The sequence below is a fragment of the Parvibaculum sp. genome (assembly GCF_035325945.1).
Lineage (GTDB): Bacteria > Pseudomonadota > Alphaproteobacteria > Parvibaculales > Parvibaculaceae > Parvibaculum.
On record NZ_DAOKYX010000021.1, the window covers coordinates 28049 to 50964 of the forward strand.

General features: G+C 65.5%; 18 protein-coding genes. 8 read left to right on the forward strand and 10 right to left on the reverse strand.

Going from position 1 to position 22916, the window contains the following annotated elements; all coding sequences use genetic code 11:
• Positions 1–18 precede the first annotated feature (18 nt).
• Positions 19–1890, forward strand: a complete 1872-nt coding sequence (locus PKA57_RS10820) for an AMP-binding protein (RefSeq protein WP_324300414.1) — start codon at positions 19–21, stop codon at positions 1888–1890.
• 57 nt (positions 1891–1947) lie between these two features.
• Entirely contained in the window at positions 1948–2496 is a 549-nt protein-coding gene (locus PKA57_RS10825; protein ID WP_324300416.1) for a DUF924 family protein, read from the forward strand.
• A gap of 27 nt (positions 2497–2523) precedes the next feature.
• Here PKA57_RS10825 and PKA57_RS10830 read toward each other — a convergent pair whose 3' ends face one another.
• Entirely contained in the window at positions 2524–4749 is a 2226-nt protein-coding gene (locus PKA57_RS10830; RefSeq protein ID WP_324300418.1) for a methyl-accepting chemotaxis protein, read from the reverse strand.
• Positions 4750–5019: 270 nt separating this feature from the next.
• Here PKA57_RS10830 and PKA57_RS10835 point away from each other — a divergent pair, with 270 nt between their 5' ends.
• Both PKA57_RS10835 and PKA57_RS10840 read left to right on the forward strand, forming a co-directional pair.
• Complete coding sequence (locus tag PKA57_RS10835) at positions 5020–5226, forward strand: hypothetical protein (RefSeq protein WP_324300422.1); 207 nt, start codon at positions 5020–5022, stop codon at positions 5224–5226.
• Positions 5227–5337: 111 nt separating this feature from the next.
• Positions 5338–6276, forward strand: coding sequence for an alpha/beta hydrolase (locus PKA57_RS10840; protein WP_324300424.1), 939 nt, complete (start codon positions 5338–5340; stop codon positions 6274–6276).
• Here the strand turns inward: PKA57_RS10840 and PKA57_RS10845 are convergent.
• On the reverse strand, positions 6273–7046 hold the full coding sequence (locus tag PKA57_RS10845) for a TIGR01458 family HAD-type hydrolase (RefSeq protein WP_324300426.1): 774 nt from the start codon (positions 7044–7046) through the stop codon (positions 6273–6275). The two genes, PKA57_RS10840 and PKA57_RS10845, sit on opposite strands and share 4 nt — an antisense overlap.
• A 103-nt stretch (positions 7047–7149) precedes the next feature.
• On the opposite strand from PKA57_RS10845, the gene PKA57_RS10850 reads away from it, so the two are divergent.
• Complete coding sequence (locus tag PKA57_RS10850; protein WP_324300428.1) at positions 7150–8763, forward strand: AMP-binding protein; 1614 nt, start codon at positions 7150–7152, stop codon at positions 8761–8763.
• Between the two features lie 15 nt (positions 8764–8778).
• Here PKA57_RS10850 and PKA57_RS10855 read toward each other — a convergent pair whose 3' ends face one another.
• The 4 genes from PKA57_RS10855 to PKA57_RS10870 all read right to left on the reverse strand — a co-directional run bounded on the left by PKA57_RS10855 (position 8779) and on the right by PKA57_RS10870 (position 13898).
• The gene (locus PKA57_RS10855; RefSeq protein ID WP_324300430.1) at positions 8779–10452 is read right to left on the reverse strand and encodes an FAD-binding oxidoreductase; all 1674 of its coding nucleotides are present in this window, start codon (positions 10450–10452) and stop codon (positions 8779–8781) included.
• A 19-nt stretch (positions 10453–10471) separates the two neighbouring features.
• Positions 10472–11419: a diacylglycerol kinase family protein gene (locus tag PKA57_RS10860; protein ID WP_324300432.1), complete on the reverse strand. Its 948-nt coding sequence runs from the start codon at positions 11417–11419 to the stop codon at positions 10472–10474.
• 14 nt (positions 11420–11433) lie between these two features.
• Entirely contained in the window at positions 11434–13176 is a 1743-nt protein-coding gene (locus tag PKA57_RS10865; RefSeq protein WP_324300434.1) for a glycerol-3-phosphate dehydrogenase/oxidase, read from the reverse strand.
• A gap of 71 nt (positions 13177–13247) precedes the next feature.
• The gene (locus PKA57_RS10870; RefSeq protein WP_324300436.1) at positions 13248–13898 is read right to left on the reverse strand and encodes a DsbA family protein; all 651 of its coding nucleotides are present in this window, start codon (positions 13896–13898) and stop codon (positions 13248–13250) included.
• A gap of 229 nt (positions 13899–14127) precedes the next feature.
• On the opposite strand from PKA57_RS10870, the gene PKA57_RS10875 reads away from it, so the two are divergent.
• The 3 genes from PKA57_RS10875 to PKA57_RS10885 all read left to right on the forward strand — a co-directional run bounded on the left by PKA57_RS10875 (position 14128) and on the right by PKA57_RS10885 (position 17056).
• Positions 14128–15036, forward strand: coding sequence for an alpha/beta hydrolase (locus PKA57_RS10875; protein ID WP_324300438.1), 909 nt, complete (start codon positions 14128–14130; stop codon positions 15034–15036).
• 5 nt (positions 15037–15041) lie between these two features.
• Positions 15042–15947, forward strand: coding sequence for an alpha/beta fold hydrolase (locus PKA57_RS10880; RefSeq protein ID WP_324300440.1), 906 nt, complete (start codon positions 15042–15044; stop codon positions 15945–15947).
• A gap of 107 nt (positions 15948–16054) precedes the next feature.
• The gene (locus tag PKA57_RS10885; RefSeq protein ID WP_324300441.1) at positions 16055–17056 is read left to right on the forward strand and encodes an alpha/beta hydrolase; all 1002 of its coding nucleotides are present in this window, start codon (positions 16055–16057) and stop codon (positions 17054–17056) included.
• A 159-nt stretch (positions 17057–17215) separates the two neighbouring features.
• Here PKA57_RS10885 and PKA57_RS10890 read toward each other — a convergent pair whose 3' ends face one another.
• The 4 genes from PKA57_RS10890 to PKA57_RS10905 all read right to left on the reverse strand — a co-directional run bounded on the left by PKA57_RS10890 (position 17216) and on the right by PKA57_RS10905 (position 22820).
• Complete coding sequence (locus PKA57_RS10890) at positions 17216–18016, reverse strand: phosphatase PAP2 family protein (RefSeq protein WP_324300443.1); 801 nt, start codon at positions 18014–18016, stop codon at positions 17216–17218.
• A gap of 73 nt (positions 18017–18089) precedes the next feature.
• Complete coding sequence (locus tag PKA57_RS10895) at positions 18090–18857, reverse strand: SDR family oxidoreductase (protein WP_324300445.1); 768 nt, start codon at positions 18855–18857, stop codon at positions 18090–18092.
• An 85-nt stretch (positions 18858–18942) separates the two neighbouring features.
• Positions 18943–20808: a monovalent cation:proton antiporter-2 (CPA2) family protein gene (locus PKA57_RS10900; RefSeq protein WP_324300447.1), complete on the reverse strand. Its 1866-nt coding sequence runs from the start codon at positions 20806–20808 to the stop codon at positions 18943–18945.
• A gap of 161 nt (positions 20809–20969) precedes the next feature.
• Positions 20970–22820 carry an acyl-CoA dehydrogenase C-terminal domain-containing protein gene (locus PKA57_RS10905; protein WP_324300448.1) on the reverse strand — a complete coding sequence of 617 codons (1851 nt, stop codon included), beginning with the start codon at positions 22818–22820 and terminating at the stop codon, positions 20970–20972.
• Positions 22821–22916 lie beyond the last annotated feature (96 nt).

A 22916-nucleotide genomic window follows, 5' to 3' on the forward strand; every position in this document is an offset into this window, starting at 1 on the left:
AACGAGAGGAAACCCCAGATGAGCCTTGCCACTGCCGGGAAGACGAGCCTGCCACCCTTCAAGCCGCTGAAGCAGAAGCCGCCGAAGATCAGGGTCGAGCGCAAGGCCGACGGGACGGTCTATATCTCGTCGGAATATCCGCTCGGGCCGATGCAGCGCTCGACCGTGCATATTCTCGAGGAGAAGGCGGCGCTCCATCCGGCGCGCAACTATATCGGCGAGCGCGACAAGTCCGGCGCATGGCGCTACATCACCTATGGCGAGGCGGACCGCGCCGCGAACGCCGTTGCCACCGCGCTTCTCGCGCGCGGCATGGGCCAGTCGACGCCGCTCCTCATCCTGTCGGGCAATTCCATTCCGCATGCGGTGATGATGCTGGGCGCGATGAAGGCGGGCGTGCCGGTCGCGCCTGTCAGCGTGCCCTACTCGCTGATGAGTTCGGATTTCTCCAAGCTGCGCCATGTCTTCGAGCTGACGCGGCCGCGCATGATCTTCGCCGAGCAGGGGGCGCTATTCGAGCGCGCGCTTCGGGCGCTCGATCTTTCGAGCGTCGATGTCGTCACCTGCGACGGCGTGCCGGAGGGCGTCGCGAGCTTCCATTACGATGCGCTTCTTGCCACGCCGGTCGACGAGGCGGCTGTGCGCCGCTCGATGGAGGCGATCGACCACGACACGGTGGCGAAGTATCTCTTCACTTCGGGCTCCACGGGCATGCCCAAGGGCGTCATCCAGACGCATCGCATGATGATGGCGCTCGTCGCCGCGCAGGAGGCGCTCAGGACCGAGGAGCCCGACCCGGAGGATATTCCGCAGAGCCTCGAATGGATGCCGTGGAATCACATCTCGGCCGGCAATATCGGTTTCAACGCCAATCTTCAGGCGGGCGGCACGGTGCATCTCGATGCGGGCAAGCCCGTTCCGGGGCTCTTCGAGCAGACGATCCGCAATCTGCGCGATGTGAGCCCGCGCGTCTTCGGTTCGGCGCCCGTCGCCTTCGCGATGCTTGCGGACGCGATGGAGAAGGATCCCGAGCTTCGCAAGAGCTTCTTCCGCAATCTCGAATATATGGGCTATGGCGGCGCGACGCTTTCCAGCGACATCTATGACCGCATGCAGGCGCTCGCCATCGAGGAGACGGGATACCGCATCCCGCTCACGACCATGTATGGCGCGACGGAGACGCAGGGCATCACGGTCGTCCATTGGGTGACGGAGCGTGTCGGCCTTATCGGCCTGCCGCTGCCGGGCATCACGCTCAAGCTCGCGCCCTTCGGCACCAAGCTCGAGGCGCGCGTCAAGGGGCCGACGGTGACGCCGGGCTATCTCAACGATGCGAAGAAGACGGCCGAGGCCTTCGACGAGGAAGGCTTCTACGCGCTGGGCGATGCGGCGCGCTTCCTCGATCCCGAGCGGCCGGAGGAAGGCATCGTCTTCGACGGCCGTGTGACGGAAGACTTCAAGCTCTCGTCGGGCACATGGGTTTCGACGGGCACGCTGCGCGCCGATGTGGTCGGCGCCTGCACGCCCGTGCTTCAGGATGCGGTCATCTGCGGTCTCGACAAGCCCTATATCGGGCTTCTCGCCTGGCCCAATCTCGCCGCGGCGAGAGCCGTCGCCGGGCTTGGCGACGCGGCGACCCCGCAGGAGATCGTCTCCCATCCGAAGCTCGTCGCCTATGTGCGCGAGGCATTGCAGCGTCACAACAAGGCGGGCGGCGGTTCGTCGACGCGCATCGCGCGCATTCATCTCATGGTCGAGCCGCCCTCGATCGACGGGCACGAGATCACCGACAAGGGCTATGTCAATCAGCGCGCGACGCTCGACCGGCGCGCCCATCTCGTCGCGCGGCTCTATGAGGAGCCGGCGCCGGAAGACGTGATCGTCATCTGAAGGAAAACGCTCCCTGTCGCGCTGCGCGGCAGGGAGCTTCAATGCACAGGAACCGGCATGACCATTGCGAGGCCCCGCGAAATTCTCGACTTCTGGTTCGGCGCGGGGCCGGAAAAATGGTTCGCGAAGGATGACGCCTTCGATGCCGAGATCGGCCGCCGCTTCGCCGGGACGCATGCAGCCGCCTGCGAGGGCAGGCTCGACGACTGGGCACGGGATGCGCAAGGCGCGCTGGCGCTCGTGATCGTGCTCGATCAGTTTTCGCGCAATCTCCATCGCGGCGATCATCGCGCCTTTTCAAACGATGCGAAGGCGCTAGGCCTCGCGCGCGAAGCGATCCGGCGGCGTTTCGATGTCGAGGTGCCGGCGGTGGCGCGGCAATGGTTCTATCTGCCCTTCATGCATTCCGAGGACATGGCGGTGCAGGAGGAGAGCCTGCATTTCTATGCGACCAGGATCGACGATCCCGTGGCCCTGCGCTTCGCCAGGGAGCATGCGGAGATCATTCGCCGCTTCGGGCGTTTCCCGCATCGAAATGCCGTCCTCGGCCGTCAGACGACGGCCGAGGAGCAGAGCTATCTCGATGATGGCGGCTTCGCGGGCTGAGCCCGTGAGCTTCTCGGGGTGCGCCCGTCAGGCGGCCCGCACTTCGGTCAGGAAGCGGTCGACTTCGGCGCTGAGCTTTGCGGCCTGCGCCGAGAGTTCGGTCGCGGCACGGCGCACAAGGCTCGCGGCGCCCGCCGATTCATTCGCGGCGCCAGTGACGTCGAGAATATTGTTCGCCACCTCGCGGCTGCCATCCGCGACTTCGGAGACGTTGCGCGAGATTTCCCGTGTCGTCACGTTCTGCTGATCGACCGATTCCGAGATCGAGCGTCCGATCTCGTTGATCTGCGCGATGATGTGGCTGATCTGCTGGATCGCGGCCACCGTTTCGCCGGTCGAGCCTTGAATGGCGCCGATCTGCTGGGCGATTTCCTCGGTCGCCTTCGCGGTCTGGGTGGCGAGCGCCTTCACTTCGGTTGCAACCACGGCAAAGCCCCGGCCAGCCTCGCCCGCGCGCGCCGCCTCGATGGTGGCGTTGAGGGCGAGCAGGTTCGTCTGGCCGGCGATCTGCTGGATGAGCGTCACGATCTCGCCGATCTGGCGGGCGGCGGTGGTGAGCGCCTCGACCTTGGCGTTGGTTTCGACGGCGGTCGAGTTCGCCTGAGCGCCGATCTCGTTCGATTTCGCCGTCTGCCGGCGGATTTCCTCGATCGAGATCGCCATCTCCTCCGCAGCGCTTGCCACCGTCTGGATGTTGGCGGTCGTCTGTTCGGAGGCGCTTGCGACCATCGAGGCGCGCTCGTTCGTGACCTCGGCCGTCTGCGTCATGGCGACGGAGGTCTGCTCCATCTCGGATGCGGCCGTGCTCACGCTCCCGAGCATTTCCTTCATCGAGGCGTCGAAGTCGGCGATCATCGTCTCGATCGCGGCGGCGCGCTTTTCCTTCTCGGCGCGCTCGATCTCCTGCTGCCGCTCGAGGTGCTGGCGCTCGATCGCATTGGCGCGGAAAATCTCGACGGCGGCGGTCATCTCGCCGATCTCGTCGCGGCGGTCGGCGCCGTTCAGTTCGACCGACGTATCGCCATTGGCGAGCTGGCGCATCGCGCCGGTCAGGTTGCTGATGGGCTTGGAAATCTGGCGCGCGAAGAACACGCCGCCCGCCGAGACGCAGATGAGCAGCAGAAGCGCGACGCCGAGCATGGTGTTGCGCATGGCCATGAGCGGCGCCTTGACCTCGCTCGTCGCCACCTGCGCCACGAGCGCCCAGCGAACGCCGTTGAACTCGATGGGCGTGGCGAATGTCTCGACCTCGTAGCCGAGCGTGCCCTTGTCGATGCTGAAAGTGTTTTCGCCGACCTGCTCGGTATGTGTATTGGTGTTGAAGAGCATCTTCACCGCGTCGGCGTCGATCTCGCGCGTCAGGATCGTCGGCTCCTTCATGAGGCGCGAATTGTTGCGCATCAGGAAGTCCTCGCCGACGAGCATCAGCTCGCCCGTCTTCCCGAGGCCCTCGGTGACGTTCATGATCGCATTGAAACGGCTCACCGGCACACGGAAGGCGATGACGCCGAGGCGCGCGCCCGCGCGATCGAAGATCGGTGCGGCAATGAAGCTTGCCGGCTTGTCGCCGATGGGCCCGTAGGGCGCATAGTCGAAAAAGACGAGATTGTTGGGGTCGCTCTCGCCGTCGGAGACTTCGAAGGCGTAGGAGAGATCCGTGCGGTCCTTCCTGGTGACGGAAGGCGGATAGACGTTCGATCCGTAATCGGCGCCCTTGTTGACCGTGTAGACGACGTTGCCGTCCTGGTCGATCAGATAAAGTTCCTCATAGCCGCGTTCCTGAAGGAACTTGCGGAAGCCATGGTGGTAGCCGTCGTGAAGGCCCGCATATTCGGTGCCGTCCGTCATCACGTCTTCGCTGCCGTTCTTGTAAAGCTCGCGGAAATGCGCGACCGGGTCGCTGTCATTCTTTGCCGAGCGCCAGGCGGAGGCGAAGTCGTACATGGCGTCCTGCACGAACGGGCTCTGCGCCATGTAGCGCAGATCCTGATCGACAGAGGCGAGATAATCCTGAAGCGCGGCCTTGCGTCCGTGGAGGAGGGCGTCGAAGCGTTCCTTGATTTCCTTGTTGGTATTGCTGGCCGCCTCCATGTAGCTCGACACGCCGATGCCGATGGCGAGCAGAAGCGCCGCCGAGACGACGATGAGCTGCATCTTGATCGCGATGCGCAGTGTCGGAAGACGGTCGGTGGGAATACGCGGCAGACGCGGCATGCGCGGCATGCTGAATTTCGTCGGGCTCGTCAGCTTCATCGTCCTGCACCTCGTGACCGTTGGTGGATGCAGCGCCTCTCCCCTAGAGGTACTTTCTTGAACAGCGGTTTTAGCGTGGGTCCGTAAAAGGGAACTTAATCCGCGCCGGATTGGAAAGAATCTGCCGGGCCGAAGGCATTTCCTTTCCGGTAAGCTTTGCCGCCCGGCCCGGCGCATGCCTCATAACGCATTGATTCCACTTACGAACGGGTCTGGCCCGGCGGTTGCAGTGTCATGGGCAGTTCACTCGCCTAGCCGGAGTCCAGTCCCATGATGACCGATCACGAACTCAATCTTCTCGCCGCCTACATGTTCGATACGCATGGCGCGAAGGCGCTTCAGTATGCGGACACGGCGGTGGACGAGCTTGAGCAGATCGGCGAGCGGACCAGGGCGGAAGCCTGGCGGAGCCTGCGCCGCGTCGTCGTCGACATGATCGAGGGCCGCCGTTCGCGCGACGGCGAGGTTCTGCACTGACAAAGCGCGGCTGACGCAGCGTCCGGCACTCCTTTCCGGGATCGCTTTGCGAAACCGCGCCTGCGCCGCTAAAACCATCCTCCGGATTTTCGATCAAAGGGGGAAATGGATATGGCGCTCGACCCGCAGGCAAAGGCTCTTCTCGACGGCATGGCGGCCAACAAGGACGCGCCGAGGATCATCGATCTGCCGCCGGCCGGCGCCCGCGAACTTTACCGCGCCATGGCGGCGCAGCTCGATCTCTCGGGCCTCCCGATCGGGAAGATCGAGGATCGCAAGATCGCCGGGCCCGCGGGCGAGATCCCCGTGCGCCTTTACACGCCGGTCGCCGCGGGCGGCGCGCCGCTGCCCGTGCTCGTCTATTTCCATGGCGGCGGCTGGGTGATCGGCGATCTGGAGACGCATGACGCGCTCTGCCGCAGCCTTGCCAATGAAAGCGGCTGCAAGGTCGTCGCCGTCGATTATCGTCTCGCGCCGGAGCACAGATTTCCCGCCGCGGCGGAGGATGCGCTTGCCGCCGTCTCATGGGTCGAAGCGAATGCGGCCTCCATCGGCGTCGATCCCAATCGCATCGCCGTTGCCGGCGACAGCGCGGGCGGCAATCTCGCCGCCGTCGTCTCGCAGCTCGCGCGCGACGCGAAGGGGCCGCGCATCGCCTTTCAGATGCTGATCTATCCGGTGACGGACACGGATACGGATACAGGTTCCTATCGCGCCTTCGGCACGGGGCATTTTCTCGAGCGCGACGGGATGGTCTGGTTCTTCGATCACTATGCAGGCGAGGCCGACCGCGCCGATCCGCGGCTTGCGCCGCTCAAGGCGCGCTCGCTTCAGGGCCTGCCGCCCGCCTATGTCGTCACGGCCGGACATGACGTGCTGCGCGACGAGGGCCGCGCCTATGCCGAGGCGCTGAAGGCGGCGGGCGTCTCCGTCGAATATGTCAATTACGAAGGCATGATCCACGGCTTCTTCAATCTGCAGGCCGTGCTCGATGTCGCGCGCGATGCGGTGAAGGCAGCCGCAAAGGCGCTGAAGGACGCGCTCGCCTAACGCATAGGCGAGCGGCCCAGCACTTCGTCCACGACCTCGGCAATGGAGGGCAGCACGCGGCCGCCGCCCTTCATCGCCCTTGTCTCGTCGCCTTCGCGGAATTTTCCTGTCCGCACCAGAGTGGCCTCGAAGCCCGCCGCGATCGCGCCGAGCACGTCGGCATCGACATCGTCGCCGACCATCAGCGTTTCGGCGGGATCGGGCCCCATGCCTGCGGCTGCGGCGAGGAAGAAGGCGGGGTCGGGCTTTCCGAGCAATTGTGCCTTCGCGCCGCTTGCATATTCGAGCGCGGCGACGAAGGGGCCCGCATCGAGATCGAGCCCGTCCGCGCCCCGGAAATAGCGGTTGCGCGCGAGGGCGTAGAGGCGCCCTCCCTCGATGAGAATGCGGAAGGCGCGGTTGAGGCGCTCATAGGTGAAGCCCGGTCCCGCATCGCCGATGAGCACGCTGTCGGGCTCGTCCGCCTCTGGCGGGCAATCCACGCGCAGATTTTCATGGACGAGGAGAAAGGGCCGGGCGCCGTCGCGCGCGATCGCGGCGCGGGCGACTTCGCCGGTGGTCACCAGTTCGGAAGGCGCAACGTCGAGGCCCATGCGGGAGAGCCTTCCAAGAAGGCCCGCCTTCGAGTTGCGCGTGGTGTTGGTGACGAGGCGGAAGGGGAAACCGGCTTCACGCAGGCGCGCGAGAGCGGACGCCGCGCCCGGAAGCGCGCTCTCGGCCTGATAGAGCACGCCGTCGACATCGAGCAGCAGTCCCTTGATGGCGCCCATGGGGTCCTCGCCTGCCGCCCCTTGCGGGAGCGCGAGTCTAGAACCTGAATGGAACGTCAGACAAGCATGGTATAGAGAACAAAAAAAGCCCGAGGAGGAAGAGATGCCAGTCCCGACTTCGCCCCGATTGCGTTCGCCCGCCATCCACCCTTTTTCGGGGTTCGATGTGCCGCGCCTGCTTGCCCATCACGCGGCCACGCGGCCCGATCACCCGTTTCTGATCTGGGAGCCCTTCGAGGGGCCGTCCCGCGTCTGGACCTATGCGGGCTTCGCCGATGAGGTGGCGCGGGTCGCGGCGGGGCTGAAGGCGCGCGGCGTGAAGTTCGGCGAGCGCGTGCTCCTCCATCTCGACAACTGCCCGGAAGCGCTCATCGCCTGGTATGCCTGCGCGCATCTCGGCGCGGTTGCTGTCACCACCAATGCGCGCTCGGCGGCGGACGAACTCACCTATTTCGCCGCTCATGCGGGGGCGGTCGGCGCCATCACGCAGCCGAGATTCGCCGAGCTCGTGCAGTCGAGCTGTCATGACATCAAATGGCTCGCCATCACCGAGACGGACAATGGGGCGCCCGCCGCGCAAGGCCACCGGCCCGGCAAGGCGGAGAGCTTCGCCGCGCTCCATGGCGATCCGGCGACGGTGCCGATGCGCGCCCCCGATCCCATGGCCAATGTCGGCATTCAATACACATCCGGCACTACCTCGCGGCCGAAGGGCGTTGTCTGGACGCATGCCAATGCGCTCTGGGGCGCGAAGCTCTGCGCCATGCACGAAACGCTGACGCCGGAGGACGTTCACCTCGTCTATCTGCCGCTCTTCCACACCAATGCGCAGTCCTATTCGGTGCTGGCGACGCTCTGGGTCGGCGGCACGGTGGTCGTGCAGCCGCGCTTCTCCGCCTCGCGCTTCTGGGAGGTTTCTCTCCGCCATCGCTGCACCTGGACCTCGATGGTGCCGTTCTGCGTGCGCGCGCTGATGGGGCAGGAGGTGCCGAAGGCGCATCACTACAGGCTCTGGGGCAACGGCATCGCGTCGCTGCCGACCGACGCGCATTTCCGTGTGCGGACTATGGGCTGGTGGGGCATGACCGAAACGATCACCCATGGCATCGTAAGCGATCCCTTCGTGCCCGCGCCGCCCATGACGATCGGCAAGCCGTCGCCTGCCTATGAGATCGCGATCATCAGGGAGGACGGCCTGCCTGCCGAAGCGGGCGATACGGGCGCGCTGCTCATTCGCGGCATTCCGGGGCTCTCGCTTTTCAAGGAATATCTCAACAATCCGGAAGCGACGGCATCGAGCTATGACGAGCAGGGCTTCTTCATCACCGGCGACCGGGTGACGCTTCTCGAGGATGGCTATATCCGCTTTGCCGACCGCGACAAGGACATGCTGAAAGTGGGCGGCGAGAATGTCGCCGCCTCGGAGATCGAAACCGTGATCATGGCGGTCGGCGGCATTCAGGAATGCGCTGTGGTCGGGCGCAAGGACCCGATGCTCGACGAGGTGCCGGTCGCCTTTCTGCTGGTGCCGGGCGGCGAGGCGGCGGCGCCCGGCGATCTCAAGGAGCGCGTCATGGCTGCCTGCCGCAAGTCGCTCGCCGACTTCAAGGTGCCGCGCGATATCCGCATCGTCGATGCGCTGCCCCGCTCGACGCTTGAAAAGATCGCCAAGGCCGAGCTTCGCAACGCGCTGGAGAGCGAAGACGCCGGGAGCTGACCGGCGTGGCTTTCGTCAGCCGATGAGCTTGCCGGGGTTCAGGACGCCGGCCGGGTCGAGTTCGCGCTTCAGCGCCTTCAGCACCTCATAGCCGACGGGGCCCTTCTCCTCGGCAAGCCACGGCGCATGGTCGATGCCGACGCCGTGGTGATGGCTGATCGTGCCGCGATGTTCGAGAATGGCATCCGAGGCCGCGCGCTTGATCGCCTGCCATTGCTCGACCTCGCGGTCGAGCTGGCGGGGGAAGACGAAGGTGAAGTAGAGGCTCGCCCCGTCCGGATAGGAATGGCTCACATGCGCCATGACGATGCCGCGCGCGCCGCGCTCGGGCATGTTGGCGGCCATCGCGCCCTCGATCGCCGTGACAACCGCTTTGTGAAGGTTCGCGATGTTCGACCAGCGCGTCGAGGTTTCGAGCGTGTCGATGCCGATGCCGTGGTCGAGCATGGGGTCGCGCGAATAGGGCGCGTGGAAGCGGCCGTGATACCATTTGTGGCCGGGGCCGGTGCCGAGCGCCAGCGCGCCGAGCTTCTTGCAGATCGCCTGTGTCTGCGCCTGCGCCCAGACGACCGTGTCGGCGTCGCCTTCATGGCCGATCAGCATGAGGCAGGGCGTTTCATCGAAACCCTTGAGGCGGAGATAGGCGCGCTGCGCCCGCGCCTTGAGGCTCGTCGGCGACGAGGTCGATGAAAAGGCCTGGAAGAAATGCGTCTCCGGCGCGTCCGAGAGGCGCACCATGGCGACGGGAATATCGGCATGGTTGATGCGGCGCGCCGCTTCGATGCCGCTCTCGAAATTCTTGAAGAGATAGCCGCGATAATCCTTCCGCGCGGGCAGGGCGTGGATTTTCACCGTCGCCTCGCAGATGACGCCGAGCGTTCCCTCCGAGCCCGCGACGAGCTGGTTGAGATTGGGGCCTGCCGCCGAGGCGGGTGTCGTTTCCGTCGACCAAAAGCCCCGGGGCGTCGCGAGTTTCGCCGAGACGAGCCACTTCTCCGCCTTGCCGTAGCGGTTCGACTGCTGGCCCGCGCCGCGCGCCGCGATCCAGCCGCCCAGCGTCGAGAACTCGAAGCTCTGCGGATAATGCGCGAGCGTCACGCCATGCTGCTGAAGCGCCGCTTCGAGCGCGGGGCCGTATATGCCCGCTTCCACCGTCGCGGTCATCGCGATCTTGTCGATCTGGATGACGCGCGACATCAGCGTCGTGTCGAGGGTTATGACGGCGCCGCCCAATGATTTCGGCATGGCGTTGATGCCGCCGACGACGGAAGAGCCGCCGCCAAAGGGAATGAGGGTGATGTCCTCTTCCGCCGCGAGCTTCACCAGCGCCAGCGTTTCATCGGCGCTGCGGGGATAGACGACGGCATCGGGCACCATGTCGAGCATGCCGGCGCGCAGATAGAGGAGATCGTGATAGCTCTTGCCGCGCGCATGGAAGGCGCGCTCGTAATCGTCGAGCTTCACCTGCTCCGCGCCGACGATCGCGCGCAGCCGGTCGAGCTGCGGCGTGTCGAGGCGGCAGGCGGGAATCCGGATCTCCGACAGCGGCTTTGCGGGCGTTGCGGGAAGGCGCGAAAGGCCGAGCGTCGTCCTGATCCACTCCCATTGCGGCGCGCCGTCGGGCAGCACGTTTTCCTGTGCGGCCGGACCCCAGCCATTCCAGCGAAGCGATGCGCGGTCGATCGTCATCGGAACCTCTTGTCTTCTCTCAGCAGCGGAGCGTGATGGCGGAGGGCAGAATTTCGAAGCGGGCGGGGAGCCGGCCCGGCGCTTCGCCATCCACATCGAGGAGCACGGGCGCGTCGCCGATGGGCGTCGCCGTCAGGCTCGTCGCGCGGATGTGGAGGACTTTCGGATTGTGGATATGCGTGCCGGCACGCAGCTCGTTCGAGCCTGTCAGCATGTCGCCGAAGGTCGTGTCGCGCATGATGATGACCTCGAAATGGCCGCTATCGGGCTCGGCCATGGGCGCCATCATCATGCCGCCGCCGAAGAAGCGTCCATTGGCGATGGCGCCGACGCCGACATTCACCACCTCGTCGAACCCCTGATCGGTGACGATACGGACGGCATGGGGCCTGTAGCGCGCGGCGGTGACGAGCGTTGCCCAGAGAAAGGCGAAGCTGCCGCCGAAGAGTTTCGAGAATTTCGCGCGGTTGACGGCGCGCACGACCTCGCCCGAAAGGCCGAAACTCGCAATGTTGTTGAAATAGCGCGCCGCCTCGCCGCCATCCTCGGCGACGAAGGTGAGACGGCCGATGTCGATCCGGCGCGTCGTGCCCTGGGCGATGCGGGCGACGCAGGCTTCAAGCTCGTCCGGCAGGCCGAAGCTCCTGCGGAAATCGCCGCCCGTGCCGGTGTTGAGAATGGCGAGATGCGCCTCGGGGTTGATGAGCGCGCCATTCTCGAAAAAGCCGTTCACGACCTCGCTGATCGTGCCGTCGCCGCCGACGGCGATGACGAGCTGGGCGCCTTCCTTGAGCGCTTTCCGGGCAAGGGCGGCGGCGGGAAGGTAGCGGGGCGTGGAGGCGCCTTGCGTGAAATGCGCGCGGACGGGCCCAAGCTCGCGTTCGAGCGTCGCGCGAATGAGCCGCCAGGCGCGGCCCGTGCGTCCGCCGCCCGAGCGCGGGTTCACGATGGCTGCGATATGGGGCATGCCCGGCATCGTCATCACCGATCCGCGCTCCTTGTCGCCTCGGCGAGGGATGCGCCCTTCATGCCGCCTTCATTGGCGGGCGGCTGCGTCCCGAAGAGGCGAAGCGCGTCGGCGATTTCATTGGCGATCGTCGTGTCGTCCCAGCCGAGTTCGCGCGCCATCAGCTCGGTCACCCGGTTGACGATGGGCACGCCGGGATGTCCGAGCGTGCCGAGGCCGGTGCGGCGGAAGAGAACGTCGGAGAGATGGCGCGCCATTTCATGGCGAATGGCGTGGATCACCTGCACGGCGAGCACGCTCGTATTGCCGGCGAGCCGCCGCAGAAGCTCCTCGCGTTCGCCCGGCCGCTCGTCGGCCGTCGCCAGCACCTCGTCGATGCGGCTGCCGTAGTAGTTGCAGAGATTTTCGACGACCTCGGCGGGCAGATGCGGGTGGCGCTTCCGCGCGCGGGCGATGAAGCTCTTCAGCCTGCCGATCTCGCCGCCATAGACGGGCGTGCAGTGGGTTTCGCATTTCGCCTGACGGCCGAGCTTCATCAGCGCGAGATCGACGACCTGCTCGGCGAGATGGCGCGAGGTGGTCCACTTGCCGCCCATGGCGGAGATGAAGCCGAAAGTGTCGTCGATCTTCTCGTGATCGAGGACTTCGGCGGCGCGGCTCGCATTGTAGGAATCCTTGCCCTCTTCCTCGCCGGAGGCGGGGCTTGAATCCACGAGCGGGCGGATGCCGACATAGAAGTGAAGAATGTCCTCGCGCTTGAGGTCGAGACCCGGAAGGCCATCATTCACGACGCTGAGGAAATCGCGCAGATCCTGCTCGGTGACGCCGACCTTGTCGGGATCGTCGTCGAAGACCGTGTCGGTCGTGCCGATGATCGTGTGCCCGCGCCATGGAATGACGAAGAAATGCCCGCCGATATCGGACTGGATGGCGAGCGCGTTGCTGCCCGAAATCTCGCGCGTGATGATGTGGATGCCCTTGGAGCGGATGAGGCGGCGGGCGGGCTTGCCGCCTTCGGCAAGGCCCATCAGCGTGTCGGCCCAGGGACCTGCGGCGTTGATGACGATGCGGCCCCGGATGCGGTGCGTCTCACCGGTATGGCGGTCCTTCACCTGGACGCCCGAGATGCGGCGGCTCGCGCCAGCCGCGTTCTCCATCTCGAAGCCCGTGACCTCGGCGTAATTCGCGGCATCGGCGCCGAATTCGACCGCGCCCTCGATGCATTCGAGGCAGAGGCGCTCGGGCGCGAACATCTGGCAGTCGTAATAGATCTTGGCGCCGGTGAGCCCCTCGCGCTTCAGCGTCGGCATGAGCGTCAGCGCCTCGTCGCGCGAGATCGAGCGGAAGCCGGGGATCTTCTTGTCGTCGTCGGAGACGAAATTGCGATCGTAGGAGAGGAGATCGTAGAAGGCGAGGCCGATGGCGAGCACGGGCCCGCCCTTCATCCCGTAGCCATAGGTCGGCAGGATGAAGGGCAGCGGGTGAACCATATGCGGCGCGATATTCTCCCATATGCGCCGTTCACGGAGCGATTCGCGAACGAGCCTCAGCTCGCCATTGACGAGATAGCGAAGGCCGCCATGCACGAGCTTCGATGAGCCCGAAGTCGTGGCATGGGCGAAGTCTTCCTTTTCGAGGAGGGCCACCTTGAGGCCCCGGAGCGCCGCGTCCCATGCGATCGAGGCGCCGCTGATGCCGCCGCCCACGATCACGAGATCGTATTCGGTGGCGCTCATTTTCTTCAGATCGCGCTGCATGGGAATTCCGCTCGCTTTGTCAGGCTTGCGGGCGAGGCTACCGGCAGAGCGGCGGCCGGTCCAGTGTGCTGTCAGGCCCGTTTCTTCAGGCCGCGCTTTTCCATCCGCCAGCGGAGGTGATCGACGCGGTCCTGGCCGAAAAAGGGCTCGCCCTCGAAGACCATCAGCGGCACGCCCCAGTGGCCGGCTTCCTTCTGCGCGGCCTCGTTGGCGGCGATGACGGCCTCGTAGCGATCGGGATCGGCTTCGACGAGGCGGTCAAGCGCGGCGAGATCGACGCCCGCGCGCGCGGCGGCATCCTTCAGATGGTCGCCTTCATGCCAGTTCTTCACGCCGCCGAAGACGATGCCGCTCACTTCGCGGAGGAAGGCGAGACCTTTTCCGGCCTCGGTGGCCGCGACGCCGAGCCTTGTGAGGCGGTGGATATAGGGCTGCTCCGCGGCGACATCGCCTGTCCTGATATTCATGACGATGGGGTCGGGCGAGGGCCAGGCATAGGGCAGGCCGAGCATTTCGGCGATGCGCATGGTGTCCTTCATGAGATAGGGCGGCCACATCGGGTTGACCTTCTTGAAGAAGCCTTCGATGCGGACGGCGATCGGATAGACCGGCCGGACGTTGCAGCGCACGTCATAATCGCGCTCGAGTTCGATGAGGCGCGGCGTGACGAGATAGGAATAGGGCGAGCGGAAGGACCAGAAGAGGTCGTATTCGAGGGTCATGAGGAACTTTCCTGGGGGGCGGCCCGGCCGTCCGGCGGCCGGATAATGGATTTCATTAATGTGCGGCCGGCGCGCCGCGAAGGCAAGCGCCTGATCGCGGGCCAAAGGCGGCCTGCCGCTTCCTCCTTGCCGCCTTAATGATCTTCATTAAAAATGCGCTTTTACTGTGCCCGCTTCGTAGTCGCGCTGATAAGCTTCAGCAAAACACACAAGAATCACGGAGGTTTCCATGCCGCAAGTTCAGGCGAACGGCATCACCATCGAGTATGAGAGCTTCGGCCCGGCCAATCGCGAGACCGTTCTGCTCATCATGGGGCTTGGCGGCCAGCTCACCATGTGGCCGACCGAGCTTTGCAACGAGCTTGTGCAGCGCGGCTATCGCGCCATCCGCTTCGACAATCGCGATGTGGGGCTCTCCACCAAGTTCGACGAAGCGGGCATGCCCGACATGGCGGCGATTTTCGGCGCGCTGATGAGCGGGCAGAAGGCCAACGCGCCTTATTCGCTCGACGACATGGCGGCGGACGCGGTCGGGCTTCTCGATGCGCTCGGCATCGAGAAGGCGCATATAGCGGGCGCTTCCATGGGCGGCATGATCGCGCAGCTCGTCGCGGCGAACCATCCGGAGCGCGTGCTGTCGCTCACCTCGATCATGTCGACGACGGGCAATCCCGCGCTTCCGCAGGCAAAGCCCGAGGCGATGGAAGTGCTGATGTCGCCGGCCGCGCCCGAGGGTGACTGGGAGGCGATCATCGCGCGCGGCATCAAGGCGTGGAAGACCATCGGCAGCCCCGGCTTCCCGACCGATGAGAAAATCCTGCGCGAATGGGTGATGCGCGATGCAAAGCGCAGCTTCTACCCCGTCGGCGTCGCCCGGCAGATGGCCGCCATCGTCGCCAATGGCGACCGGCGCGAAAAGCTGAAGAACATCGCTGTTCCGGCCGTCGTGCTCCACGGCGCGGACGATCCGCTCGTGCCGGTCGAGGGTGGCAAGGATACGGCGGCCAATATTCCCGGCGCCGAGCTTCGCATCGTTCCCGGCATGGGGCACGACTTCCCGGTCGCGCTCGTCGGCACTTTCGCCGATGCGATCACGGCGGCGACGAAACGGGCGGCTGCCGCCCGCGCGGCGGAGTGACGCGCATGGGGATGCGGCAAACGCAAGCGAACGGCATCACCGTCAATTTCGAGGATCTGGGGCCTGCCGACGGCAGGCCCATCCTTTTCGTCAACGGCTACACATCGACGATGATGAGCTGGCCGGCCGAATTGATGGACGGGCTCAGGGCGCGCGGTTTCCGCGTCATCCGCTATGACAATCGCGACGTCGGGCATAGCGAAAAGCTGAAAGGCATGCCCGATATTCGGGCGGTCGCGGCGGCGGTGCGCGAGGGTCGCAGGCCCGACATCCCCTATACGCTTTCCGATATGGCGGCCGACGGCATCGGCGTTCTCGATGCGCTCGGCATCGCCCGCGCGCATGTCATGGGCATTTCGATGGGCGGCATGATCGTGCAGACGATGGCGATCGATCATCCGGGCCGTCTTCTCAGCGTCACCTCGATCATGTCGACGACGGGAAATCCCGATCTGCCGAAGGCGAGCGAGGCCGCCATGGCCGCGTTGCAGGAGCAGCCGCACGCGCAGGACCGCGAAACCGTGATCCGCCATCGCATGAAGGGCCGCCGCGTCTATCAAAGCCCAGCCTATCCGATGACCGACGAAGCGCTTTATGCGCGCTGCGCGGCGGAATTCGACCACATGTACTATCCCGAAGGGGCCTCGCGGCAATATGCGGCCATCGTCGGCGATGGCAGCCGCGTGGAGCGGCTGAAGGCCGTGCGCGTGCCTTTTCTCGTGATTCACGGGCTCGCCGATCCGCTCGTGCCGCCGGAAGGCGGGGTCGACACCGCAAATTCCGTACCCGGCGCAAATCTCGAGCTGATCGAAGGCATGGGACATGATCTGCCCGCCGAATTGTGTCCGCGTTTCGTCGAACTCATCGCGGAACACGCGCTTGCAGCGGAAAAGGAAAACGCTGCCGAATAGTGCTTTGCATATAAGCCACACATAGTGCCTTTATGCCCCGTTCAACTTTCCTGCCCCGGTGCCGATATAGGGGGTTGCGCCATGTCGGCGCCGAGGTAGGAGAGGACATGCCCCGTATCAAGACAAATGGACTCAGGATCGAATATGAGAGCCTTGGCTCTGCAAAGAGCGAGGCGGTCCTGCTCATCATGGGCCTTGGTGCGCAGCTCACGCAGTGGCCGGCTGCGCTTTGCGAAAAGCTCGTTGAACGCGGCTACCGCGTCATTCGTTTCGACAACCGTGACGTCGGGCTTTCGAGCAAAATCACCAAGGGCAGCAAGCTGAGCTATTCCGAAATGCTTGCTTCGCTTGGCGACGGCAAGTCCGATTTCGCGCCCTATTCGCTCGCCGACATGGCATCGGACGCGATCGGTCTTCTCGACGGATTGAAGATCGACAAGGCTCACATCGTCGGCATGGCGATGGGCGGCATGATCGCGCAGACGATCGCGGCCGAATATCCCGATCGCACATTGTCGCTGACGTCGATCAGCTCGACGAGCGGCAATCCCGACCTGCCGGGGCCGGACGAGGACGTGCTGCGTCTGATGCTCAGCCCGGCGCCGGTCGTCAGCGATCTCGACGGGATCGTCGCGCGCGACATCGAGCTCAACCGGCTGATCGGAAGCCCCGATTATCCGACCGAGGCGGCGACGCTGAAGGAATGGGCGATGCGCGACGCATTGCGCGCCTATTATCCGGCGGGAATCCTCCGCCAGATGGCGGCCGCCATGTCAGGCGGCGATCGGCGCGCGGCGCTGGCGAAGATCAAGGCGCCGACCGTGGTGCTGCATGGCGCGGCCGACCGTTATATTCCGGTCGCGGCGGGCGAGGACACGGCGAAGGCCATTCCCGGCGCCGAGCTTCGCGTCGTGCCCGGCATGGGCCACGATCTTCCGACCGCGCTTGCCGGCACGATCGCCGAGGCGATCGTCGCGGCGGCCGAGCGGGCAACGGGCCCGAGGCCCGCTGTGGAAGCAGGCTCCGCGACGCGGAATGACGAAGCCGGCAAACCCGGCCCGTTCTCGCGCATGTTCCGGCGCTTCCGTCGCGCGATCGTGCCCGCTTGAGGCTCTGAGCGCGCGGCGACCCAACCCTCTCGCTTCCACGATGAAGGAGAGGGTTGGGAGCCGCCGTTCTTTCGCGTGGTGGTGAGCCCGCTCCTGCTTTTCTGATCTGCCGCGTTTCCGAACCGTAAGCGGTCGGCTTCCACTTCTTCCGGAAACGCGCTACTGGCAGAGCGCCTTGCGCAGTTCCGGCCTTGCCTTTTCGAGTTTCGCGCGGAAATCCTCGCGCTGCATGAAAGCGGCAGCGACGAGCTCGCCGCTCAGGCGGCCCTGTTCGACATCGCTCTGGAAGTGAACGCCCGCGACGAGGCGGTTGTGGCTGTATTGCGCCGCTCGCGCGTAGATCCTGTCCTGCTCCTCGGGCAGAAGGCTGGCGAGCACCAGCGCCGTCTCATAGGCGAAGGCGGTGTGTCCGCTCGGATAGGAGGGGCTCTTCTTCAGATTGTCGGTCGGCAGCAGCGCGGAGATGCGCGGCAGGCCCTCGACCTCCGCCTGATAGGGGCGCAGGCGGCCAAAGGCCTGCTTCGCGCCATCGACGGCCATGATGCTGTCCTTGGTCATGGCGTGAATGAGATCGACGGTCGCGGGCAGGGTCGCGGCAAGCGCCTGGTCGTCCGGCGCGGTGGCGATCTCCGGCGCGATGGCGCAGGCGGGCGCGGCGATCTCCTGCCAGATCGGGCGGCCGAACTGGGCGAGCGAGGGTCTCGCGGCATCGGCGATGGCGAGCTTCTTTTCCTCCTCGCTTGCATTCTTCTGCGCGTCGAGGACCGCCTGATAGTCGCGCTTCTGAAGGGCGGGGTCCTGAGCGCAGGTTATCCCTGCGCCGGGCTTCACATCGCTTTGCGGCGGGCAGGGCAGGATTTTCAGCAGATCCGGCACAGCCGGCTCATCCGCCGCGAACGCGCCCGCCGGAAGGGCGAGGCTTGCCGCGAGGAGCCCCGCGGCAAACAGCATATTTCTCATGACAAGTCTCCTTCGATCACCGGACCGATCGTGACATGGTTTCGCGTCGGTCCGATGACCGAAGGCCATATGATCAGATTTCCGCCGCGCCGCCGTCGCAGGGAATGACCGCTCCCGTCGTATAGGCCGAGGCGCGCGAGGAAAGGAAGATGGCAACGCCGGCGATGTCCTCGGGCGTGCCGATGCGCTTTCTCGGATTCGAGGCCTTGATCGCATCGCCGAAGGTTTCGAGCGTCGCCTTCATCATCTGGCTCGGGAAGGGCCCCGGCGCGATGGCATTGACGAGGATGTTCTCGCGCGCGAGGCGGCCCGCCAGGTGCCGCGTGAGCATGATGCAGCCGGCCTTGGAGGAGGAGTAGGCATAGGTTTCGAGTTCCGGCGGCTGGATGCCGTTGATCGAGGCGATGTTGATGACGCGCGCCGGGTCTTCATAGGTCGCAGCCTTGCGCAGCAGCGGCAGCAGCTTCTGCGTGACGAAGAACGGGCCCTTGAGGTTGATCGACATCACCTTGTCCCAGCCGCTTTCGGAATACTGGTCGATGGGCTCGCCCCAGGCGGCGCCCGCATTGTTGACGAGGATGTCGAGGTTCTCCTCGCGCCTGGCGAGTTCGCTTGCGAGCCCTTCAATGCCCTGCATGGTGCCGAGATCGAAGGGAAGCGAGATGCAGGTGCCCTTTTTCGAAAGTTCTTCCGCAAGCTCGTTGCAGGCCTGCGCCTTGCGCGCCGAGATATAGACCTTGGCGCCGGCTTCGACGAAGCCCGTCGCGATCATCTCGCCGATGCCGCGCGAGCCGCCGGTGACGAGCGCGACCTTGCCTTCGATATTGAACAGATTTTTCATGGAGACTTCCCCGCCTGAGTGTCGATGGTGGGAAGCTATCGTGGCCCGGCCGTTGCGTCACCTCTCGAATGCCGCTCAGGAAAATTCAGTTTCCGGCGACGCCGCCGACGCTGGAGGGGAGCGGCTCGGTGGGTTTGGTCGCGGCTTCCGCCTCCGGGTTGAGCGCGCGGCCCTGATGGCGTGGCTCGATCAGCGGTTCCGGTACGACGGGCTTCGTATGCATGAGGTGGGCGCCCGCCATCATGCCCTCGGCGAGCTGGAGGGCGAGGCGCTCCTCATCGCGGCGGCGCATTTCCGCCTCGACATTGCGCACGGCCTCGGGCGAAAAGCCGAGCGCCTTCAGCGCGTCGACGCCGAAGGCCACGGCGGATTCATAGGTTTCCCGGATCTGGTAATCGACATTGCGCTTGAGCAGGTCGAGCGCGTGGCGCCGGTCGCGCGAGCGGACATAGAGCTTGGCCAGCGGGAAATGCGCCTGGATGACATCGACGATACGGAGCGCCACATCGGGCTTCACCACGCAGAGCGCGATGAGCGAGGCGTCCGCCGCGCCTGCCGCGCGCAGCACGTCGAGCCGCGTGCCGTCGCCGTAATAGACGCGGAAGCCGAAGCGGGCGGCGGCGCGTATCTGCTCGACATTATGGTCGATCGCCGTCACCTCCACGCCCTGCGACATGAGAAACTGCGCCACCACCTGCCCGAAGCGGCCGAAGCCGATAATGATGACCTTGCCATGCGCGTCGGAGAAATCGGCATCGGGCTCGTGGTCGGCGGTGGGGCGGGCGGCGCGATTGGCGAGCGCATAGGCGAGCGGCGTCAGCGCCAGAGAGATCGTGACGATGGCGATGAGGAGGCTCGAATTCTTCTCCGTCATCACGCTCGCCGCGGCGGCTGCGCTGAAGAGCACGAAGGCGAATTCGCCGCCCTGCGACAGCACGCTGCCTATCCTCAGCGCGTCATTGTGAGGCGAGCCGGAGATGCGCGCGAGGCCATAGATGAGCGCGGTCTTGACGAGCATGAGGATCAGCACGCCGAGGGCGACGAAGGCGGCGTTGGCGACGACGAGTTCGAGGTCGATGCCCATGCCGACGGCGATGAAGAAGAGCCCGAGCAGCAGGCCGCGGAAGGGCTCGATATCGGCCTCGAGTTCATGGCGGAAGCTCGACTCGGCGAGCAGCACGCCGGCGAGGAACGCGCCCATGGCCATGGAGAGGCCCGCGGCCTTCATGATCATCGCCGCGCCGAGCACGACGAGAAGGGCGGCGGCCGTCATGATCTCGCGGGCCTGCGCATTGGCGAGGATGCGGAAGAGCGGATTGAGCAGGTAGCGCGCGCTGAGCACCACGGCGGCGACGGCGGCAAGCTCGATCAGCGTCTGGCCGATGCCGCCTGTCGGCGCCTTTTCGCCCGGCGCGATGAGCGCGACGAGGGCAAGCAGGGGGACGATGGCGAGGTCCTGCATGAGCAGGATGGCGAAGGCGCGCTGCCCATAGGGCGCGGTCAGTTCGCCGCGCTCCTCCATCAGCGGCGCGGCGAAGGCGGTGGATGAAAGGGCAAGCCCGAGCCCGGCGATGATCGCGCCGCGGGGCCCGAGGCCCGCCATATGGGCGATGAGGCCGAGCGCCGCGCCGCAGGCGAAAAGCTGCACGAGGCCGAGGCCGACAATGTCGCGGCGCATCGACCAGAGCCGCGAGAGCTTGAGCTCGAGGCCGATGATGAAGAGCAGCATGACGACGCCAAGCTCGGCAAAGGCGAGCACGGCCTCCGAGTCGCTGAAGAAGCCGAGCCCTTGTGGACCAATGGCGATGCCTGCGGCGAGATAGCCGACAACGCTCCCCAGCCGCAGCCGCCTGAAGATCGGCACGGCGATGACGGCAGCCGCCAGGAAGACGATCGGCGCGATGAGCGCCGCGCCATCCGCAGGCGGGGAGATCGGAACGATGGTCTGCACGGGCGATATTCTGACGTGAAGTCGGGGCCGTGAACAGTGCCCCGGCCGGTGCGCAGCACATAGGAGCAAAAGATGGCGGCGATGCGGCGGGCCGAAAGAAAAAGGGCGCTCCCCCGATCTTGCGAGGGGAGCGCCCTTTCGGCGTTCCGGAATGTGACGGATCAGAAATTGACGACGTCGAGTTCCATGAGCCCGTCGGCGCCGGCCTTGGCGCGCTCGAGCCAGGCGGCCGTCATCGGCACTTCGCGCTCCATCCAGTAGCGGGCGAGCGTGAGCTTGCGCTTGTAGAAGTCGGGCCGATCGGTGCCGGCCTTGAGCTTCGCCTGCGCGACCTTCGCCATCTGCGCCCACATCCAGGCGAGCGTCACCGTGCCGAAGATGTTGAGGATGTCATAGGAAGCGGCGCCCGCATTGTCGTAATTCCTGGGTGCGTTCTGCATGAGCCAGCCGGCCGCCTCGCCGAGACGTGCATAGCCCGTCTTCAGCGGCGCGATGAAGGGCGCCATTTCGGCGTCGCCCTCGTTCTCCTTGATGAAGGCTTCGAGCTTGCCGAAGAAGGTCAGCGTGGCGCGGCCGCCCTTCATGGTCATCTTGCGGGCGACGAGGTCGAGGGCCTGGATGCCGTTCGCGCCTTCATAGACCTGGTTGATGCGCGCATCGCGCACGAACTGCTCCATGCCGTTGTCGCGGATGTAGCCATGGCCGCCGAAGACCTGCATCGAGGCATTGGCCGCCTCAAAGCCCTTGTCGGTGAAATAGGCCTTGATGACCGGCGTGAAGAGCTGGCTCAGATCCTCGGCCTCCTGGCGCTCCTTCTCGTCCGGGCTCGAGCGCGCGACCGAGAAGAGGAAGGAGACATACATGGCGAGCGCGCGGGCGCCCTCGACGAAGGAGCGCGAGGCGATGAGCAGGCGGCGCACATCGGGGAAGACGATGATCGGATCGGCCGGGCCGTCCGGGTTCTTCGCGCCGGTGAGCGCGCGGCCGGCGAGGCGCTCCGTCGCATAGGCGACGCCGTTCTGATAGGCGACCTCGCCCGCGGCGATGCCCTGGATGCCGACGCCCATGCGCGCGCCGTTCATCATGCCGAACATGCCGGCCATGCCGGCCGATTTCGACTTCACGACCTTGCCGTCCTCGGCCTTCTTCTCGGGCGCGCGGCCCTTGAGGTGGTAGGCGACGGCATTGTCGAAGTTGAGCACGCAGGTGGCGTTGCCCTTGATGCCCATCTTCTTCTCGACCGAGCCGCAGGTGACGCCGTTCGGGCCCTTGATCTCGCCGGTCTCGGGATCGACGAGGAGCTTCGGCACCATGAAGAAGTTCACCGTCGACAGATCGTCGACATATTTGCCTTCCTCGTTCGGCAGCTTCGCGATCACCATGTGGATGATGTTCTCGGTGATGTCCTGATCGCCGCCCGAGATGAAGATCTTGGTGCCGGTGATGCGGTAGGTGCCGTCATCCTGCTTGACGGCGCGCGTCTTCATGAGCTTGAGGTCGGTGCCGCAATGGGGCTCGGTGAGGCACATGGTGCCCGCCCAGTCGCCATCGGCCATGCGCTGGGCCACATGCTGGCGCATCCAGTCCTCGCCCGTCGCCCAGAGCGCGCCGAGCGCCGCGCCGGTGAGGCCGGGATACATCGCGAAGGCCTGATTGGACGACGAGCCCATTTCGGAGAAGGCGAAGGTGATGACGGAGGGCAGGTTCGCGCCGCCCAGCTCCTCGGCCACGCCGAGCTTGTTCCAGCCGCCATCGGCATAGGCCTTGAAGGCTTCCTTGAAGCCCTTGGGCGTGCGCACGACGCCATTTTCGAGGTAGCAGCCTTCCTCGTCGCCAGACTGGTTGAGCGGCTGGAGGACTTCCTCGCAGAACTTCGCGCCGCCCTCGAGGATCGCGCTCGTCATGTCGGGCGTCAGCTCGGCGAAGCCGGGCAGGTCGGTCCGCTTCTCGATCTCGAGAAGTTCGTGGAAGAGAAACAGAAAATCTTCGACCGGCGCCTTGTAGCTCGGCATGGGCTCGCTCCGTAGCTTTCAATAATGTCAGTAAGGAAGCGAGATACTGCTATATGACGCTAGGGAAGGCAAGTGGGTGAGTGTAAGTGGTGCTAG

Bases quoted from the DNA above. Each gene is read 5' to 3' on its own strand.
- PKA57_RS10820 (WP_324300414.1), top strand. From the start codon at position 19: ATGAGCCTTGCCACTGCCGGGAAGACGAGCCTGCCACCCTTCAAGCCG.
- PKA57_RS10825 (WP_324300416.1), top strand. From the start codon at position 1,948: ATGACCATTGCGAGGCCCCGCGAAATTCTCGACTTCTGGTTCGGCGCG.
- PKA57_RS10830 (WP_324300418.1), bottom strand. From the start codon at position 4,749: ATGAAGCTGACGAGCCCGACGAAATTCAGCATGCCGCGCATGCCGCGT.
- PKA57_RS10835 (WP_324300422.1), top strand. From the start codon at position 5,020: ATGATGACCGATCACGAACTCAATCTTCTCGCCGCCTACATGTTCGAT.
- PKA57_RS10840 (WP_324300424.1), top strand. From the start codon at position 5,338: ATGGCGCTCGACCCGCAGGCAAAGGCTCTTCTCGACGGCATGGCGGCC.
- PKA57_RS10845 (WP_324300426.1), bottom strand. From the start codon at position 7,046: ATGGGCGCCATCAAGGGACTGCTGCTCGATGTCGACGGCGTGCTCTAT.
- PKA57_RS10850 (WP_324300428.1), top strand. From the start codon at position 7,150: ATGCCAGTCCCGACTTCGCCCCGATTGCGTTCGCCCGCCATCCACCCT.
- PKA57_RS10855 (WP_324300430.1), bottom strand. From the start codon at position 10,452: ATGACGATCGACCGCGCATCGCTTCGCTGGAATGGCTGGGGTCCGGCC.
- PKA57_RS10860 (WP_324300432.1), bottom strand. From the start codon at position 11,419: ATGCCCCATATCGCAGCCATCGTGAACCCGCGCTCGGGCGGCGGACGC.
- PKA57_RS10865 (WP_324300434.1), bottom strand. From the start codon at position 13,176: ATGCAGCGCGATCTGAAGAAAATGAGCGCCACCGAATACGATCTCGTG.
- PKA57_RS10870 (WP_324300436.1), bottom strand. From the start codon at position 13,898: ATGACCCTCGAATACGACCTCTTCTGGTCCTTCCGCTCGCCCTATTCC.
- PKA57_RS10875 (WP_324300438.1), top strand. From the start codon at position 14,128: ATGCCGCAAGTTCAGGCGAACGGCATCACCATCGAGTATGAGAGCTTC.
- PKA57_RS10880 (WP_324300440.1), top strand. From the start codon at position 15,042: ATGGGGATGCGGCAAACGCAAGCGAACGGCATCACCGTCAATTTCGAG.
- PKA57_RS10885 (WP_324300441.1), top strand. From the start codon at position 16,055: ATGCCCCGTATCAAGACAAATGGACTCAGGATCGAATATGAGAGCCTT.
- PKA57_RS10890 (WP_324300443.1), bottom strand. From the start codon at position 18,016: ATGAGAAATATGCTGTTTGCCGCGGGGCTCCTCGCGGCAAGCCTCGCC.
- PKA57_RS10895 (WP_324300445.1), bottom strand. From the start codon at position 18,857: ATGAAAAATCTGTTCAATATCGAAGGCAAGGTCGCGCTCGTCACCGGC.
- PKA57_RS10905 (WP_324300448.1), bottom strand. From the start codon at position 22,820: ATGCCGAGCTACAAGGCGCCGGTCGAAGATTTTCTGTTTCTCTTCCAC.